Source organism: Alkalicella caledoniensis, from assembly GCF_014467015.1.
GTDB classification, from domain to species: Bacteria; Bacillota; Proteinivoracia; order Proteinivoracales; family Proteinivoracaceae; genus Alkalicella; species Alkalicella caledoniensis.
Genome location: NZ_CP058559.1, coordinates 2,467,781 through 2,483,200, shown reverse-complemented (window position 1 = coordinate 2,483,200; position 15,420 = coordinate 2,467,781). Strand labels below are relative to the sequence as shown.

At 35.6% G+C, this 15,420-nt stretch carries 12 protein-coding genes; 2 read left to right on the top strand and 10 right to left on the bottom strand.

The genetic code is table 11. The features are described from left to right. Nucleotides 1–144 precede the first annotated feature (144 nt). Entirely contained in the window at nt 145–1,071 is a 927-nt protein-coding gene (locus HYG86_RS12245) for a bile acid:sodium symporter family protein (RefSeq protein ID WP_213165846.1), read from the top strand. A 12-nt stretch (nt 1,072–1,083) separates the two neighbouring features. Here the strand turns inward: HYG86_RS12245 and HYG86_RS12240 are convergent, their stop codons facing one another. From HYG86_RS12240 to HYG86_RS12225, 4 genes are all read right to left on the bottom strand, one after another. Then, nucleotides 1,084–1,248, bottom strand: coding sequence for a hypothetical protein (locus HYG86_RS12240; protein ID WP_213165845.1), 165 nt, complete (start codon nt 1,246–1,248; stop codon nt 1,084–1,086). 449 nt (nt 1,249–1,697) lie between these two features. Then, entirely contained in the window at nt 1,698–1,910 is a 213-nt protein-coding gene (locus HYG86_RS12235) for a hypothetical protein (RefSeq protein ID WP_213165844.1), read from the bottom strand. 238 nt (nt 1,911–2,148) lie between these two features. Further along, nucleotides 2,149–4,341 carry a DNA gyrase subunit A gene (locus HYG86_RS12230; protein WP_213165843.1) on the bottom strand — a complete coding sequence of 731 codons (2,193 nt, stop codon included), beginning with the start codon at nt 4,339–4,341 and terminating at the stop codon, nt 2,149–2,151. A 249-nt stretch (nt 4,342–4,590) separates the two neighbouring features. Next, nucleotides 4,591–6,570: a toprim domain-containing protein gene (locus HYG86_RS12225; protein ID WP_213165842.1), complete on the bottom strand. Its 1,980-nt coding sequence runs from the start codon at nt 6,568–6,570 to the stop codon at nt 4,591–4,593. Nucleotides 6,571–6,938: 368 nt separating this feature from the next. On the opposite strand from HYG86_RS12225, the gene HYG86_RS12220 reads away from it, so the two are divergent. Further along, a complete protein-coding gene (locus HYG86_RS12220) occupies nt 6,939–8,255 on the top strand; it encodes an L-lactate MFS transporter (protein ID WP_213165841.1) in 1,317 nt (438 codons plus the stop codon). A 333-nt stretch (nt 8,256–8,588) separates the two neighbouring features. On the opposite strand, the gene HYG86_RS12215 is transcribed toward HYG86_RS12220, so the two are convergent. The 6 genes from HYG86_RS12215 to HYG86_RS12190 all read right to left on the bottom strand — a co-directional run bounded on the left by HYG86_RS12215 (nt 8,589) and on the right by HYG86_RS12190 (nt 15,412). Continuing rightward, the gene (locus HYG86_RS12215; protein ID WP_213165840.1) at nt 8,589–9,485 is read right to left on the bottom strand and encodes a hypothetical protein; all 897 of its coding nucleotides are present in this window, start codon (nt 9,483–9,485) and stop codon (nt 8,589–8,591) included. 35 nt (nt 9,486–9,520) lie between these two features. Further along, nucleotides 9,521–9,820, bottom strand: coding sequence for a hypothetical protein (locus tag HYG86_RS12210; RefSeq protein WP_213165839.1), 300 nt, complete (start codon nt 9,818–9,820; stop codon nt 9,521–9,523). A 281-nt stretch (nt 9,821–10,101) separates the two neighbouring features. Next, nucleotides 10,102–11,130: a LacI family DNA-binding transcriptional regulator gene (locus HYG86_RS12205; RefSeq protein WP_213165838.1), complete on the bottom strand. Its 1,029-nt coding sequence runs from the start codon at nt 11,128–11,130 to the stop codon at nt 10,102–10,104. 90 nt (nt 11,131–11,220) lie between these two features. Continuing rightward, nucleotides 11,221–12,306: an ABC transporter ATP-binding protein gene (locus HYG86_RS12200; protein WP_213165837.1), complete on the bottom strand. Its 1,086-nt coding sequence runs from the start codon at nt 12,304–12,306 to the stop codon at nt 11,221–11,223. Nucleotides 12,307–12,356: 50 nt separating this feature from the next. Beyond that, a complete protein-coding gene (locus tag HYG86_RS12195) occupies nt 12,357–13,313 on the bottom strand; it encodes a sugar ABC transporter permease (protein WP_213165836.1) in 957 nt (318 codons plus the stop codon). Continuing rightward, entirely contained in the window at nt 13,313–15,412 is a 2,100-nt protein-coding gene (locus HYG86_RS12190) for a carbohydrate ABC transporter permease (RefSeq protein ID WP_213165835.1), read from the bottom strand. The genes HYG86_RS12195 and HYG86_RS12190 overlap by 1 nt, the downstream gene beginning before the upstream one ends. Nucleotides 15,413–15,420: the final 8 nt, after the last annotated feature.

The following is a 15,420-nucleotide window of genomic DNA, read 5'->3' as shown; positions in this document are numbered from 1 at the left end:
CTATTAATTCTACTATAAAACTAGTAAGGCTTCAATGATTTTGTTGAAGATAGTTTGCATATAAAACTTTATATTGACAATGTGCTTGTTTTAGATAAAATTTATATAGTTATTATATTATATTATTAGGAGGCTTCATTTAGTGTGAAGATTTTAGAAAAGTTAAGTAGTATTGCTGGCAAATATTTTTCTGTATGGATCATTTTCGTTTCTATTATAGGTATTTTAAACCCTTCTACCTTTGCATGGTCATTACCACATATACCTTTGTTTTTAGGTGTAATCATGTTTGGAATGGGCATGACACTAAAGGGTGAAGATTTCAAACTGGTTTTACTTCAACCTAAGGCTATTTTAGTGGGAGTTTTAGCACAGTTTGTTGTTATGTCACTTGTGGCGTTCTTGATTGCCAAGGTTTTTAATCTCGATCCCGAACTTGCCATAGGTGTAATATTGCTTGGTGCTTGTCCAGGGGGTACAGCTTCAAATGTTATAACTTATTTAGCCCGTGGCAACGTCCCAGTTTCCGTTACTATGACATCTATTTCCACAATTCTTGCCCCTTTTTTAACACCACTCATTATGTTAATTTTTGCGGGACAGTGGCTACCAGTCTCTGCATCGGCCTTATTTGTAGATATACTAAAAATAGTTCTTATCCCTGTAGTTTTAGGTATATTTACTAGGAAGCTTTTTAGAAACTATGTCGAAACAAGCCTTAAAGTTCTACCTTTAGTGTCTGTGGTTACTATACTAGTAATAGTTGGTGCCATAATCGGTGCTAATTCTGAGCGAATCTTTACTTCTGGAGCTTTAGTTTTCTTAGTAGTGGTATTGCATAATCTATTAGGACTTCTTTTAGGTTACTCCATAGGGAGATTCTTCAAGATAGATGAAGATAAGGTTAGAGCTATTACCTTGGAGGTTGGCATGCAAAACTCAGGACTTGCAGTTTCGTTGGCAACTGTTCACTTCGGACCCCTAGCAGCTTTGCCAGGAGCACTATTCAGTGTGTGGCATAATATATCAGGAACGGCATTAGCAACTTACTGGAACAGAAAAGATAAATAGATTTTAATCAAATTAGAATTTATACTCCACTAGTTTATAGACCGAATAAGTGAAACATACAAAACCGGCTATACCAACTAGTGTGATTATAGGAATTTGATTTACAAAGATCATACTCAATCCAAAAGCTACAAATCCCAGTATTGCCGTTGTTATAGTTAAGTATTTTGTATTCATTGTAGTCCCCCCTTAGTTAACTAACCATTTATTATAATATTCAATACTTAGTGTTAATTTCCTTCTATATGTTTGAAATCAATGGCCGATTTACGCGGTAGAACTTTGAATAACTGTAAAATGGTCATATCTGCTTCCGCAGTGTCAATTAATCTTTTATTATATCAGTGACTGTTGTCTTCACAATCTTTACGGGCATTTAAATTTATGGATAGATATAAAGTTTAGTAGGGGTTGCTTTTGTACCATCTTGACATTCAAAACCTGCTAGTGCTTTCATACTGTCAGGGCACTACAAGAGTGCCCCCTACAAAGGAGGAAAGCTAGGACAATACTTCACTTTTTTACTGTGGGCATTTAAATCGTGATTATCTGTGTTATCAGTGTCTATTATGTTCTTTCCTTTAGGTTTAAAGTAATAAACAGACCTCAAAATTGAGATCTGTTTATTATTTAGGTGGCCTTACACTTAGCCAATATATTAATCCTAATGGTCCCCCAAAGAAAACTATCGCTGCTGCAGTGCCAGGATCATCCTTTCCTCTTTTTTCTGCATCTATATATGCCCAGATAGGTACAATAATGGCATAAAGTATTGCAATAATAAGTTGCACTAACAAGATGATTCCATGTCTTTCACTACCATAAAATGAATCACTCATCCCCATTCCCCCATTTCCTTTTGACATAATTTTAGCATAATTACAATAATGTTACTAGTGACTATTAATCTTGATAATTGTTGAATTTATGAACCCCTAGCACTAACAGAGTGACTTACATAGGTTTTCCTCTCAGGTCCGGGCAGGTACGGAGCCCTGCACCCTACAGTATCTATGCACTTTGTAGAGTTTGTATACTACGCAGCAAACCCCTAGCACTCATGCTAGGGGTTTTTGGTTATTCATCTAATCCTTCAAATGTCAACTCTTCCACTTTTTCTAAGGAGTCATCTCTTTTCAGAAAAGTTCCTATGGCGGCAACCTTTCCTCTATAGTAATCTATATTGTTAAAGTTAACCTTGTCCAGTTCTTTAATCATTGTCAGTGAGCTACCTTTTTTAGGTTTTAGCACCTGCACTCCAACAGAATTTCTAGTGGTTTTCGGACTAATTTCCCCGGTGTTAAATACTAATACCTTTTTAATACTACTAGCTGCCACTAGTTCTTTTTCCTCTTTGATGTGTTCTATGTGTATGAGTTTTTCATCATCTGAATAAGCATTTGCTAGCTGCTTCCTGTTTGTTTTTGTTTGGTAACTTTCTAAAGGTATCTTGGCGCATTTCCCGTTTTTGTAGAAGAAGAGCATATATCCAGTATAGTCATCTGTTACAGCCATGTAAATTATTCTTTCGTCATCAGCTAGGTTTAATAAATTTTTCAGGTAATCCCCTAAGCTGCTTGTTTTTTTATCTTCCAATTCATATGCTCTAACCTTATAAACAACGGCCTTGTTGGAAAATAGCAGTAGCTCTGATTTGTTAGTTCCTTCTATTTCTTGAGTTATGAAATCGTCGTCCTTTAGCTTTTGGCCATTACTGCTACTCCTTAGTGATGTTAGGGGAATCTTTTTAAGATAGTTTTCACTGGTTATAAAGAATTTTACATTGTAATCTTCTATAAGATTTTCCACAGTAACTACCTCTATATGTTTTTCCTCTATTATTTCAGTTTTACGGGGTTTACCATATTTTTCGGCTACTTGCTCTAGTTCAGTGATTATTATTTTCTTTACTTTTTCCTCGTTTTTCAGCGTAGACTCGAGATTCTTTATATCCTTTTCAAGGGCTTTTATATCTTTTGTTTTGTTTAAGATATATTCTTGGTTGAAATTACGCAGCTTGATATCTGCTATAAATTCAGCTTGAATTTCATCAATTTCAAAACCCTTCATAAGGTTTGGCACTACCTCTTTATCCTTCTTGGTATCCCTTACGATCTGTACTGCTCTGTCTATATCTAAAAGGATTTTTTCTAAACCTTTAAGCAAGTGTAACCTTTGAGTTTTTTGTTCTATATCATGGGCAAGCTGTCTTTTTATACACCCTATTCTAAAGCTTGTCCATTCTTTTATAATTTGTTTTACCCCTAGTACCATTGGTTTACCATGGATTAAGATATTGAAATTACAGCTAAAGGTATCTTGCAGGGTTGTCATTTTAAATAGCCTATTCATCAAGTGCTCTGCATCGGTGTTTCGTTTAAGATCTAAGGTTATCTTAAGGCCTTCTTTATCTGTTTCATCACGAATGTCATTTATTTCCTTTATTTTCCCACCCTTAACTAGCTCAATAATTTTATCAATTATTGCTTCTGTGGTTGTTGTATAGGGTATCTGGTATATGTCTATACAGTTATTCTTTTGATCGTATACATACTTACCCCTTAGGGAGAAACTTCCTCTTCCTGTTTCGTATATGGCTTTTAGTTCCCTTTTGTTGAGTATTAGTTGACCACCTGAAGAAAAATCAGGTGCTTTTAGATACTCAAGTATATCAACTTCTTCGTTCTTAAGGAACTCAATTGTTGTTTGACAAACTTCCTTTAAGTTGAAGCTGCATATGGAGCTAGCCATACCTACAGCTATACCCATATTAGGGTTAGCTAAAATATTGGGGAAGGTTGTGGGTAGTAGCTTTGGTTCTTGCATGGTGTTATCGTAGTTGGGCATAAAATCAACGGTGTTTTTATTGATATCGTTGAAGAATTCTTCACAAATCCCATCTAGTTTTGCTTCAGTATACCTCGGTGCTGCATATGCCATCTCTTTAGAGTAGTTTTTACCGAAGTTACCCTTACTGTCCACCAATGGATGTAGTAGTGCTTCATTACCTCGAGTAAGACGTACCATTGTTTCGTATATAGCTCCGTCACCATGGGGGTTAAGCTTCATGGTTTGTCCTACAATATTTGCAGACTTGGTTTTTGCTCCTTTAAGGAGACCCATTTTATACATGGTATATAAGAGCTTGCGGTGAGATGGCTTTAGTCCATCTATTTCAGGTAGTGCCCTAGATACAATAACACTCATTGAGTAGGGCATATAGTTTTTTTCTAGTGTATCTATTACATTAAGGTGGGTTAGCTTAGACATTAACTCACTTCCTTACCTGTGGTTTTTGACAGTTCGCGGTTGGCAGTTGGCTGTTAGCCGTTAGTTTAAAATCTTCTAAAGCGATTTTTGTATGTCAGGGCACCACAAGGGTGCCCCCTACAAATTTAAAATATTTTTGGTTGTTGTGTGGGTCACCAAGGCTAAAGCCTTGGCTACAAATTCAAAAGAAGTCACCAAAGCTAAAGCCTTGGCTACAATTAAAAAATATAGTTATCTCCTTTAAAGACTTTACCCCACATCTGATTCATCTATATACTTATATCCATGTTCGAATATGAACTCTTTTCTTCCTGCTAGGTTGTCTCCTAGGAATAGCTCGAAGGCTTCTCGGGTTGCGTGGACCTCTGATGGGGTTACTTGAATCAGCCTTCTTGTTTCTGGATTCATGGTTGTTTGCCACATCATATCGGGTTCATTTTCCCCAAGTCCCTTAGATCTTTGTAGCTTATAGTTACTTTTTATTTTCTTTATAACTTTGCTTTTCTCATTTTCAGAGTAGGCAAAATATACATTGTCTTTGCTATCGGTTATTTCATAAAGAGGGGATTCAGCGATATATACATAACCTTGTTCTATTAGTGTGGGTGTAAGTACGTATAACATGGTCAAAATAAGGGTCCTTATCTGAAATCCGTCCACATCGGCGTCGGTACATATAATAACTTTATTCCAGTTTAGTTTTTCGATGTCAAAGGTATTTAGATCCTTATGTTTACTTTTGATTTCTACTCCACAACCAAGCACCTTTAATAAATCTATAATGATATCGTTTTTAAATATCTTATCATAATCAGATTTTAAACAATTTAATATTTTTCCGCGAACAGGAATTATAGCTTGAAACTCTGCATCTCTGCCCATTTTTGTTGATCCTAAAGCAGAATCCCCTTCAACTATAAATAATTCCCTTTTATCTTTATCCTTTGTACGGCAGTCAACGAATTTCTTCACCTTGTTAGCAAAGTTATCCATTCCCTTACTTAGCTTTTTCTTCACATCTATACGGGTCAGCTCTGCCTTTTCTCTACTACGCTTATTTATTAGAACCTGATCCATGATTCTTTCTAGGTCCAACTTGTTTTCTATGAAATATATCTCTAGCTTTTCTTTTAGGAAGTTTGTCATGGCTTCTTGTATAAATTTGTTAGTAATTGCCTTCTTTGTCTGATTTTCATAACTTGTCACAGTAGAGAAGGTATTGGTTACAAGTATTAAACTATCTTTTATATCCGTGAATGTAGCCCTTTTTTCATTTTTATTATACTTGTTCCTATCCTTTAGAAAGCTATGTATCTGGGACGAAAATCCGCTATCAACAGCTTTATCCGGTGAACCGCCGTATTCTAAATAAGAAGAGTTATGATAGTATTCTAGCATGGTATTCTCATTGTTAAATACAAAAGCCACCTCTATTTTAAGCTTATACTCTTCTTTATCTTCTCGATCTCTACCCCTTGTTTCAAATTCAAAGTACTGAGGTTCAGTGATTCCACTGTCTCCATTTATTTCTTTGACATAGTCGATTATTCCATTTTCATAAGAATATACAAAGGTTTCATCTGTCTCTTCATCATATAGCTTGAAAGTTATTCCTTTGTTTACGATTGCTTGCCTTTTTAAAGTCTCTTGATAAAAGCTCAGTGGGATATCTATGTCATTAAACACGTCTAAATCTGGCTTCCATTTGATAATAGAACCAGTGTGTTCATAATCATATTTTTCCTTGTTTAGACCACCTATGTTATCTCCCTTTTCAAAGTGGAGGGTGTATTTATGTCCATCTCGGTAAACTTCCACATCCATATACTCTGAAGCAAACTGGGTTGCTGCAGTACCAAGTCCGTTAAGACCTATACTATATTGATAATTACTCCCTGAGTTATTGTTGTACTTACCACCACCATACAGGATAGTGAATACTATTTCCCAGTTATATTTTTGTTCTTTTGTATTGTATTCAAGGGGTATTCCCCTACCTCTATCCCTTACTTCCATTGACTTGTCTTTATAGCGGAATACTTCGATAAGATCTCCAAATCCTTCTTGGGCCTCGTCCCTAGCATTTGCTACAATTTCCACAAGGGTATGGCGACATCCTTCTATCCCGTCACTACCAAATATAACCCCTGGTCTCAGCCTTACCTTGTCTTTTTCTTCTAAGGTTGAAAGACTGTCATTTCCATAATTTTGTTGATTTTCTATACTCATCTTTTCCCCTCATTTCTATCATAAACAATTCTATATTAACACAAATTTTGCCTTCATAGTTGATTTTGGTGCTAATTCCCCATTTTTCTATATTTTATTATAGAACGATTGTTCGTATATTTGCAATAGAAAAACTGAAAGCACCGGTAATAATACTCCTTCAGTTAGCAAATGTTATTACTATAATATTCCACAAATTAGTAGTACAGTTTTTTTTATACCATCAGAATATATAGAATGTATGGTTTTACCTCTAGAATATCTTAAAAAGTGTTCTCTTTTTTTCTTAAATCTGTTATACTACTTTACGTATTCTATTTTTATCAGCAAATTACATCTTTTTTAGAACAGAGGAGGATTATTTTAAAATGTCAACTAAACGTGGATGGATCGTTGTTGCAGCTGGTATTGGTGTAAACTTAATGCTAGGTACTTTATACGCTTGGGGAGTTATATCTTCAGCACTAATTGAAAATCTAGGGTGGAGTGCTACCCAAAGTCAAATCCCTTATATGGTAGCTTGTGCACTATTTGCTTTTTCGATGGTTCCAGGTGGCAAACTACAAGATAGTTTAGGGCCAAAACCAGTTATCATTATTTCTGCTGTTTTAGCAGGTATCGGACTTATATCTTCAGGTTTATTTATTATGCATGAGAGCACTACTGTTGCAGTTATCGCTTTAACTATTTGTTTCGGATTAATCTTTGGTGCTTCAATGGGTATGGGCTACGCTGCCCCCACTCCAGCGGCAGTTAAATGGTTTAGTAAGAAAAAGCGTGGAATAATATCTGGTATCGTAGTAAGTGGTTTTGGTCTTGCACCACTTTATGTTGCTCCAATTACAACTAGCCTGATTGAATCCCAAGGGTTAGCTAGAACCTTCTATTTTTTAGGTGGTAGTTTCTGCTTGTTTATTTTGATTCTTTCTCAATTCATTAGTAATCCTCCAAAGGATTACGTAATCCCAGAGGATGAAAGTCCTGAAACCCTAAGCAAAGGTGATGTTACTGCAAAGGTTTCAAAAGCAAATATCAAGGTAGATTATGAGTGGAAAGAAGTTCTAAAAACTAAACAATTCAAGTCTATCTGGACTATCTTTTGTTTTGGTACTTTTGCTGGTCTTTTAACCATAGGTCAGTTATCTAGCATCGGCCGCGAACAGGCTGGTATTACAAACGGATTTATTCTAGTTGGTTTATATGCTGTATTTAATGCAGTTGGTAGAGTCGGCTGTGGTGTTATATCCGACAAATTAGGAAGAACTAAAACCTTATTTTTAATGTTTGTTATGCAGGTTGCTGTTTACTTTACATTTCCCCTATTCACCACACCAGTATTGCTAATACCAGGTGTAGCTGTAATCGGATTCACTTTCGGTGGTATGTTAACTCTTTTCCCATCTATCACAGCTGATTTCTTCGGAATGAAAAACCTAGGTGTTAACTACGGTTTAGTAATCACAGCTTGGGGTATTGGTGGTGTGCTAGGACCTCTTCTAGGAGGACTGGTAAGGGACTTCACTGGTGCATACACAGTAAGTTACATGGTTTCAGGTGTGCTAAGTGTACTAGGAGCTATTATAGCACTGAGAATTAAAGCACCTGTTCAAGTCATTGAAGAAGACAAAGTAGTGGTAGAAGAAGAATTAGAACTTATCAGCCAAGGTCAAGGGCAAGGGGCATAAATAAGATTAAAAAACATTAGAACCTAAAAAGAGTATTCCTCAGCTTGGTACTTTTCGTCTCATTATTTACCCTTCCATATCAACTTCTATATAAGTTAAATATTCCCAGTTTTATCGCAATTCATTTTTTTAAGGGCGAACGCTTTGGTTCTTGCAAGTGAGGTCTGTTGGAATATTGGAAAAGAGAAGCTAAAAGAGCCCCCAAAACCCTCGCGTATGGCCTATACGCGAGGGTTTTGGGGGCTCTTCTAAAATCAATGAACATTTGATGAAAAATGTTTATAAACAGTTCCTTATAATATCTATTATGATTGTAAGGTGGTGGAGTACGTTTTAGTTAATTTCACTTAAAACTTCTTTGTACTCTGATGTACCAACTTTAAATATACTGTTTTGTCTTGTTGTGATGCTATAAAAACTATCCTCCGTTTGTTCAAGGAATATTAGATAGTTCTCACCTATTTCTAAATTAGTGGGTAAGAAAAACAATATATCAGTTGCATCGCCTTTATAAGTTTCTGAAATTGTAAATATAGGCTCAGAAATATACTTATCAATTTTGTACAAACCACTTAACTTTATTTCCATTACTATATGGGATTTGTTATATAGTGTTCCATAATCATCAATTTTTTCCTTTGCCCTCTCACTGGTCCCTTTTTTACTTAGTGTGTTATCTTTTAATAGTTTTATAAAGTTATCTATGTTATTGTATTTTTCATTTTCGAACGGGGATATATATTCTTCGAAAGGGAAGACATCAATTAATCTCTGAATTTCACCATTGTCGATTTTAAAAAAAAAGTGATCATCGTAAACATAGATATCGTATGGTCTTTCTGTATAGCTATGCACATTTAGAAACAAAATATATTCACTTCCCACTTCAAACTCAGATCCATAGCCAAATATAATTATTTCCCTTTCGGCAATCTCACCCATTATGGTTTCCTCAATGGTAAATGAGTATAATATACTTTCTTTTATCTCATCCTTAATGCCAGATATTTTCCCACTTAGTATATATTCACTATGCTTTAATGCGTTTTCCATTGTAGGCTCGTAAAGTTTAGTACCCTCTACAGAAGTATTAACGTGTGTTTCTACTAACGCAAGCTCACTGGATATTGCTCTAATTTTATTTCTATCTCCGAGATTAGTAACCACAAGAATAACTACACAAGCAAATAAAACAAATGCTAGACCGCCCCAAAATAATTTTCGGTTCATTGCTTACCCTCCCTTTATTTTTTACTTACATTTATTTAGTACATTTGTCTTAAATGTGCTCTATCTCTTCCTGTTAGAACATCTTTATTAGAAGATGAATGCATTACATCATCTTTTACAGGACTATGCCCTCTCCAACCTAATGCATGCCCAAGCTCATGGGTAAACATAGTTCTGTATTGTCTACTACTTGTTAATAAGCCAGTTGGTACATAAACAAATGTCTCTTCTTGTTTAACTCTTAACTTTATATCCCCACGATACAAGTAATACCCATCAAATGATTGTTTAGTAAATCTAGCTACAGCTGCATAACCTTTAAGACCACTATACATTCTCTCTAAGGTTGAGCGTTTACCACCATAAACATAGATTGAAGCATACCTTGGATCAGTTGCAGGCCAGACTTTAATTTTAACTTACATTTATATTAACACTTTTTTTGTAATAGTCAATATATTTTGTTAATTTCATTTTATATTTTGTTAACAGCCACTAGATCATTCAAAAGCATTCATCTTTGAGGCGCAAGAAACCCCAGACTCGGAGCGTATGTTTTATACGTGACGATTCTGGGGTTTTGAAGCAACCAAGAAGATGGATGCTTTTCAACAGCCTACCCTTCGGTGGATTTTCTCTTATGAAGAGTATAGGGCGTAATTACTTTACTACCCCTTACTCCACTTTCCATGGCTTCTACTAGTAGCTTCATGGATTCTTTCCCTAGCTTTGCTGCATTTACATCCACTGAAGTTATGGGAGTATTTGAGTATCTTGATAAGATGCTGTTGTTGAAACTTGCCACAGCTATATCTTCAGGTATCTTTACATCCAAACTCTCAAATAACCTTACAGCTGCAAATGCTACCACGTCATCAGTGACAATCACTGCATCGGGTCTTGGGTCTAGGTCAGCTATTATGCTACCGTATTTATATCCTGTTTTCTCATCAAAGCTTCCCATAAATAACAGTTCGTGTTTAAAGGGTATATTACTTTCTTCTAGAGCTTTTTTATAGCCCTCTATCCTTTTTTGAGTCACAGTGAGTTTTTCGTCTCCGGCAATCATGGCTATCTTTTTCCTTCTACCAGTCATGCTGAGGTGACGGGTAAGTTCATATGCTGCCATGTAGTTATCGTTGTCCACATGGTTTATTTTATCACTAAAACAGTGGGGTGACCCTATAAGGGAGAATGGAAAGTCCAATGATGTTAGAAACTCAATACATTCATCATTTACTTTACTGGACATTAGAATTATTCCATCGACCTTCGAACCTCTTATGAAATTTTTTATTACCTTTAATTCTTCTCCCTTTTCCGCATTTGTGGAAAGTAATAGATCATAGCCTGCCTTAGATGCAGCCTTTGCAATACCCCTCAATGCTTCTGGAAAAAAAGGATTCAGTAATACATCTTCAGAGGTTGTAGGCATAATTACGCCAATAGTCCCTGACTTTTTGCTTGCCAAAGACCTAGCAATGGCGTTTGGGTAATATCCAAGTTCTTTCATGCATTTTAGCACTTTTTCACTGGTTTCAGGGGTGATTTTAGGATTCCTAGATATAACCCTAGAAACTGTCGAGGGAGATACGCCAGCCATTTTTGCAACATCTTTAATTGTGACTGCTCCACTTGTTTTCAAATTCTCCACTTCCTTATGTTAATACGTATATTCTTATATTATAGATTATTTCTTACTAAATATATAGTAATTTTTTAGTTACATCCTTGACTAATTTATACGTTCTCCACTTTCTGTATCAAAAAAGTGGATTGCTTCAATATCAAAACCAAAGGAGTGTGTCTCACCCTCGTTATATTTGTAGTGCCCTGGTGTAGAAATAACTAGTTCATGGCCATCTGCCATCTTGGCATATAGAATTTTTTCTTTTCCAAGCATCTCAACAACTTCAACTAATGCCTTAAAGGTGTCACCGAACTCTCCACCACTTTCGAATCTTTCAGGCCTTATGCCCACTGATACATTACGTCCTTCATAGGATTTAAGTTTAATACTATCTTCTTCAGATGGTGTTATTACCATAAGTTTATTCTTCGATACAAATTTCCCATCTTCCATGGTACCTTTAAGGATATTCATTGTAGGTGAACCAATAAATTTAGCTACAAATATATTAGCAGGTTTATTGTAAAATTCATCGGGTCTTCCGGCTTGTTGAATCTTACCTTCATTCATAAGTACTATTTTACTTGCCATGGTCATGGCTTCCGTTTGATCATGGGTAACATAGATACTTGTGGTACCTAACTGCTTATGCAGTCTAACAAGCTCCACTCGCATGTGCTCTCTAAGCTTAGCATCTAGGTTGGATAGGGGCTCATCCATTAGGAATACCTTTGGATTCCTTACCATGGCACGGCCTAGAGCTACTCTTTGGCGCTGCCCACCGGATATATCAGATGGTTTGGAGTATAGATAGTCTTCAATCTGAAGTACTTTGGCAGCCTCACGAACTCGCTCATCTATAAGTTTTTTACGTTCTTTTCTCATGGTGAGGGAAAATGCCATGTTCTCATAAACTGTCATGTGTGGGTAGAGTGCATAGGATTGAAATACCATAGCGATATCCCTATCCTTTGGTGCTACTTTGTTCATTCTTTTATTGTTAAATAACAGGTCACCCTCTGTTATGGAGTTCAGTCCAGCAATCATCCTCAGTAGTGTTGTTTTCCCACAACCAGATGGACCTAAGATAACACAAAAATCTTTTTCTTCTATTTCAAGATTTATGTCTTTTAAGGTAAACTCTTCCCGTCCTTCATATTTCTTACCTATGTTTTTCAAAGTAACTTTCATAAGGACCCTCCTCGTATTATCACTAGTATTGTAAACTCATTTTATGGATATTAACCTTTGACTGCACCCTTTGCCAACCCTGATACAAGTTGATCTTGAAGCAACATAAATAGTACTGCTATAGGTATGGCTGTTAACAAACCACCTGCCGCAAAGGCTGGTTGGTTCATTGTTCTAAAATCATTTGTTAGTGTAAAGAGTCCAGCAGCCAATGTATATGATTGAGGGTTTGTTAGTAATACCCTGGGTAACATATAATCCATAAAAGGTCCTATGAAAGACCAAAGGGCTATTATGGTAAGCATAGGACGTGCAATGGGAAGTATTATAAGTCTGTATACATCCATATTAGAGCATCCATCAATTTTCGCTGCATCATCAAGTTCAGTAGAAACAGAGTCTATATACCCCTTCAGAATAAAAGTATTACTAGCTATTGCCCCACCTGAGTAAATTAGTATCAGCATCATTTGTCTTGTGAATTGTGGAATCACTGATGCTATTATTGAGTGCATGGTAAAAAATGCTGTTATGCCCGCAAATGTTGGTATTGTTTGAATAAGCATTATAGCCATGAGGGAAGCTTTTCTTCCTTTAAAACGATACCTTGAATATGCATAACCTGTAAAGGATACAATGATAAGGGTCAGTATAGCAGTGGCACCAGAAATAAATAATGTATTTTTAACCCATGTCAAATATAGGGTTTCACTAAAAAGGTACTCAAAATGTTTCAAAGAAAATTCGAAGTTAGTGTTTTGCATCAAGTATGCCCCTTGTTTACCGTTGAAGGCAGATATAACCATCTGTAAGAGTGGCCATATTATAATAAATGCCCAGGCAAAGAGGACAACATACGATAGTCCTAACCCTAATATCCCCATTAGGGTTAGTGGTTGCCTATCAGACAGATATAGCCTTTCCTTTTTTCTAAATCTTAAGAAAGGTAATAAAGGTTTTTTGTTAATAACTAAATCATCTCTATTAAAACGGTTAAAAAGCTTCATTATAACCTCTCCTCTTTAAAGGCTTTTGAATTCTTAAATCCTATAAAGGCAAACGTCATCAATCCAAGGGATATAAATATGGTAATTGCAGCACCTATAGCTTGGTATTGATTTTCGATTGTCAACTTATATACGTAGGAAATCAACAAGTCTGACGAACCTGCTAAGTTTCCATATTTAACGGGGTTAAATGGCCCTCCTCCATTAAATAGGTAAATAATCGAAAAGTTATTGAAGTTAAATGTATATTGTGTAACCAATAGTGGCGCTATCTGGAACAATACAATAGGTATCGTAATCCTTCGAAGCTTCTGCCAAGATGAAGCTCCATCCATATCTGCAGCTTCGTAAAGGTCCCCAGGAATAGCCTGTAAAACGCCAGTTGTTAACAAAAATACATAAGCACTACCTAACCATCCCTGTAACGCTATCAAGGTTAACCTAGTTAAGGTTGGGCTGTATTTTACAACCACAGATATTCCAGTTATGTTTTCAATTATTTGTGTTAATGCTCCTCTTGGAGAGAACATTATACTAAAAAACATTATGGTTATAAAGGCAGGTACTGCCCATGGCAGTAGATATATTGTTCTAAAAAACTTCTTACCAATAATTCTTTCATTATTTGCTATAATGGCTAGCAGGAACCCTATAAGTATTGCTAAAGTAGTAGCAGCCAAGGTCCAAATAACTGTCCAAAATAAAATTAACCAAAAAGTTGATCCTGCCAACCCTTGCCCAAGAAAAATTCTTTTATAATTTTCTACTCCCACCCATGTAAATTTCGACTGTGTTTGAGGTCCCATATTTGTAAAGGACAATAGCACAGTTGTCAATACAGGCACCATAACTATAAATACTGTTACAAATAGGGCTGGAAAAGAAACAAGGTAGGGAAACCCTTCTTGTGTAATGCCTGATCTGGTTTCAAACCAGTTTTTCGGTCTTATACCAAGGATTTTCTGTTTTTCCACCTTTAGTACATCATTAAATGAGACTACAATTAAACCAATGGCAATTATACTTAAAAATAACGCGATAATCCCTTCAATCATAAATATAAGGGACTTATGAATTCTTGCGCCACCTTCAGCTAGGGATATAAGCCCTGCAATACCTTCTCCTTGATAATTTCCGTAACCTAGTGCATAAGGTACAGCAGCAAAGTAGATGAAAATTGAAGCCACAAAAAACATAGCTGCTTTTACATACTGCTTATTTAATAATTGTCCCAGCCCTGGAATTAAAAAAGTAAGGTAAGCGAAGATTGGTGACTGTTTTTTTGTTTCCATTGGTGTTTTTCTTCTTACATCTGCTATATCAGCATACAAGACATTTAACATGCGTTTCGTACCATTTCTAATCTCATATTTCTTGTTTGCTATAAGCTCTTTATTAGCCCTTTTAGGGGACTCAAACTTCTTAATTGCAAGGGCTTTTTTAAACTTTGTTTTTAACTCTGAAAATCCATTTTTCATTGCCTTTTGTGAAATAGTTCCTTGTTTCTTTTTTTGCTTCAGTCTTTTTTTGTTTTCCTGTAGTAATACTTTTTGGTCTTCCTTGTATTTTCTTATCTCTGAATTTGCTTTAACTTCTTTCTGTTGGTCTATATTACTACTCTCTTTGATTGCTTCAGCTAAATCCCTTTGATTTTGCTCTAGTGTGGCAATTATTTCAGGGATATGTTTTAATTTTAGTTTACTTTCATCGAAAGATAGTTCAGCGTCATAACATAGCTCTATATATTTTCCATAGAAACTATTTTTCTCTTGAGCATCTAACAACTGAACCTTTAGATTCTTCATTCTATATGCCATATCAGTTTCTTTTTTTAGATCTTTAATATAAGCTCTTTTCTTTTCTTTTAGTGCTTTTAAAAAATCTCTTTCTTTTGTTTCATATTCCCTTAACTTTTGATTATATGGATGAGTTGCTTTGCTCTTAGTCAACTCAGCAAGCTCAGCTTTAAGCTTGTCTTTATTTGCATTATCTGCCCCTTCAATCTTGTTCTCTAACAATGCAAGTTCTAATAAATATAAGTTTTTACGTTGATATTCATTTCCGATGTCATCATATAAAAATTGTTTATGTTTTGCCAAGGTACTCC

Excerpts from the sequence above, each read along its gene's own strand:
- HYG86_RS12215 (WP_213165840.1), bottom strand. The coding sequence starts at position 9,485 with ATGAACCGAAAATTATTTTGGGGCGGTCTAGCATTTGTTTTATTTGCT.
- HYG86_RS12235 (WP_213165844.1), bottom strand. The coding sequence starts at position 1,910 with ATGAGTGATTCATTTTATGGTAGTGAAAGACATGGAATCATCTTGTTA.
- HYG86_RS12195 (WP_213165836.1), bottom strand. The coding sequence starts at position 13,313 with ATGAAGCTTTTTAACCGTTTTAATAGAGATGATTTAGTTATTAACAAA.
- HYG86_RS12210 (WP_213165839.1), bottom strand. The coding sequence starts at position 9,820 with ATGTATAGTGGTCTTAAAGGTTATGCAGCTGTAGCTAGATTTACTAAA.
- HYG86_RS12220 (WP_213165841.1), top strand. The coding sequence starts at position 6,939 with ATGTCAACTAAACGTGGATGGATCGTTGTTGCAGCTGGTATTGGTGTA.
- HYG86_RS12200 (WP_213165837.1), bottom strand. The coding sequence starts at position 12,306 with ATGAAAGTTACTTTGAAAAACATAGGTAAGAAATATGAAGGACGGGAA.
- HYG86_RS12240 (WP_213165845.1), bottom strand. The coding sequence starts at position 1,248 with ATGAATACAAAATACTTAACTATAACAACGGCAATACTGGGATTTGTA.
- HYG86_RS12230 (WP_213165843.1), bottom strand. The coding sequence starts at position 4,341 with ATGTCTAAGCTAACCCACCTTAATGTAATAGATACACTAGAAAAAAAC.
- HYG86_RS12225 (WP_213165842.1), bottom strand. The coding sequence starts at position 6,570 with ATGAGTATAGAAAATCAACAAAATTATGGAAATGACAGTCTTTCAACC.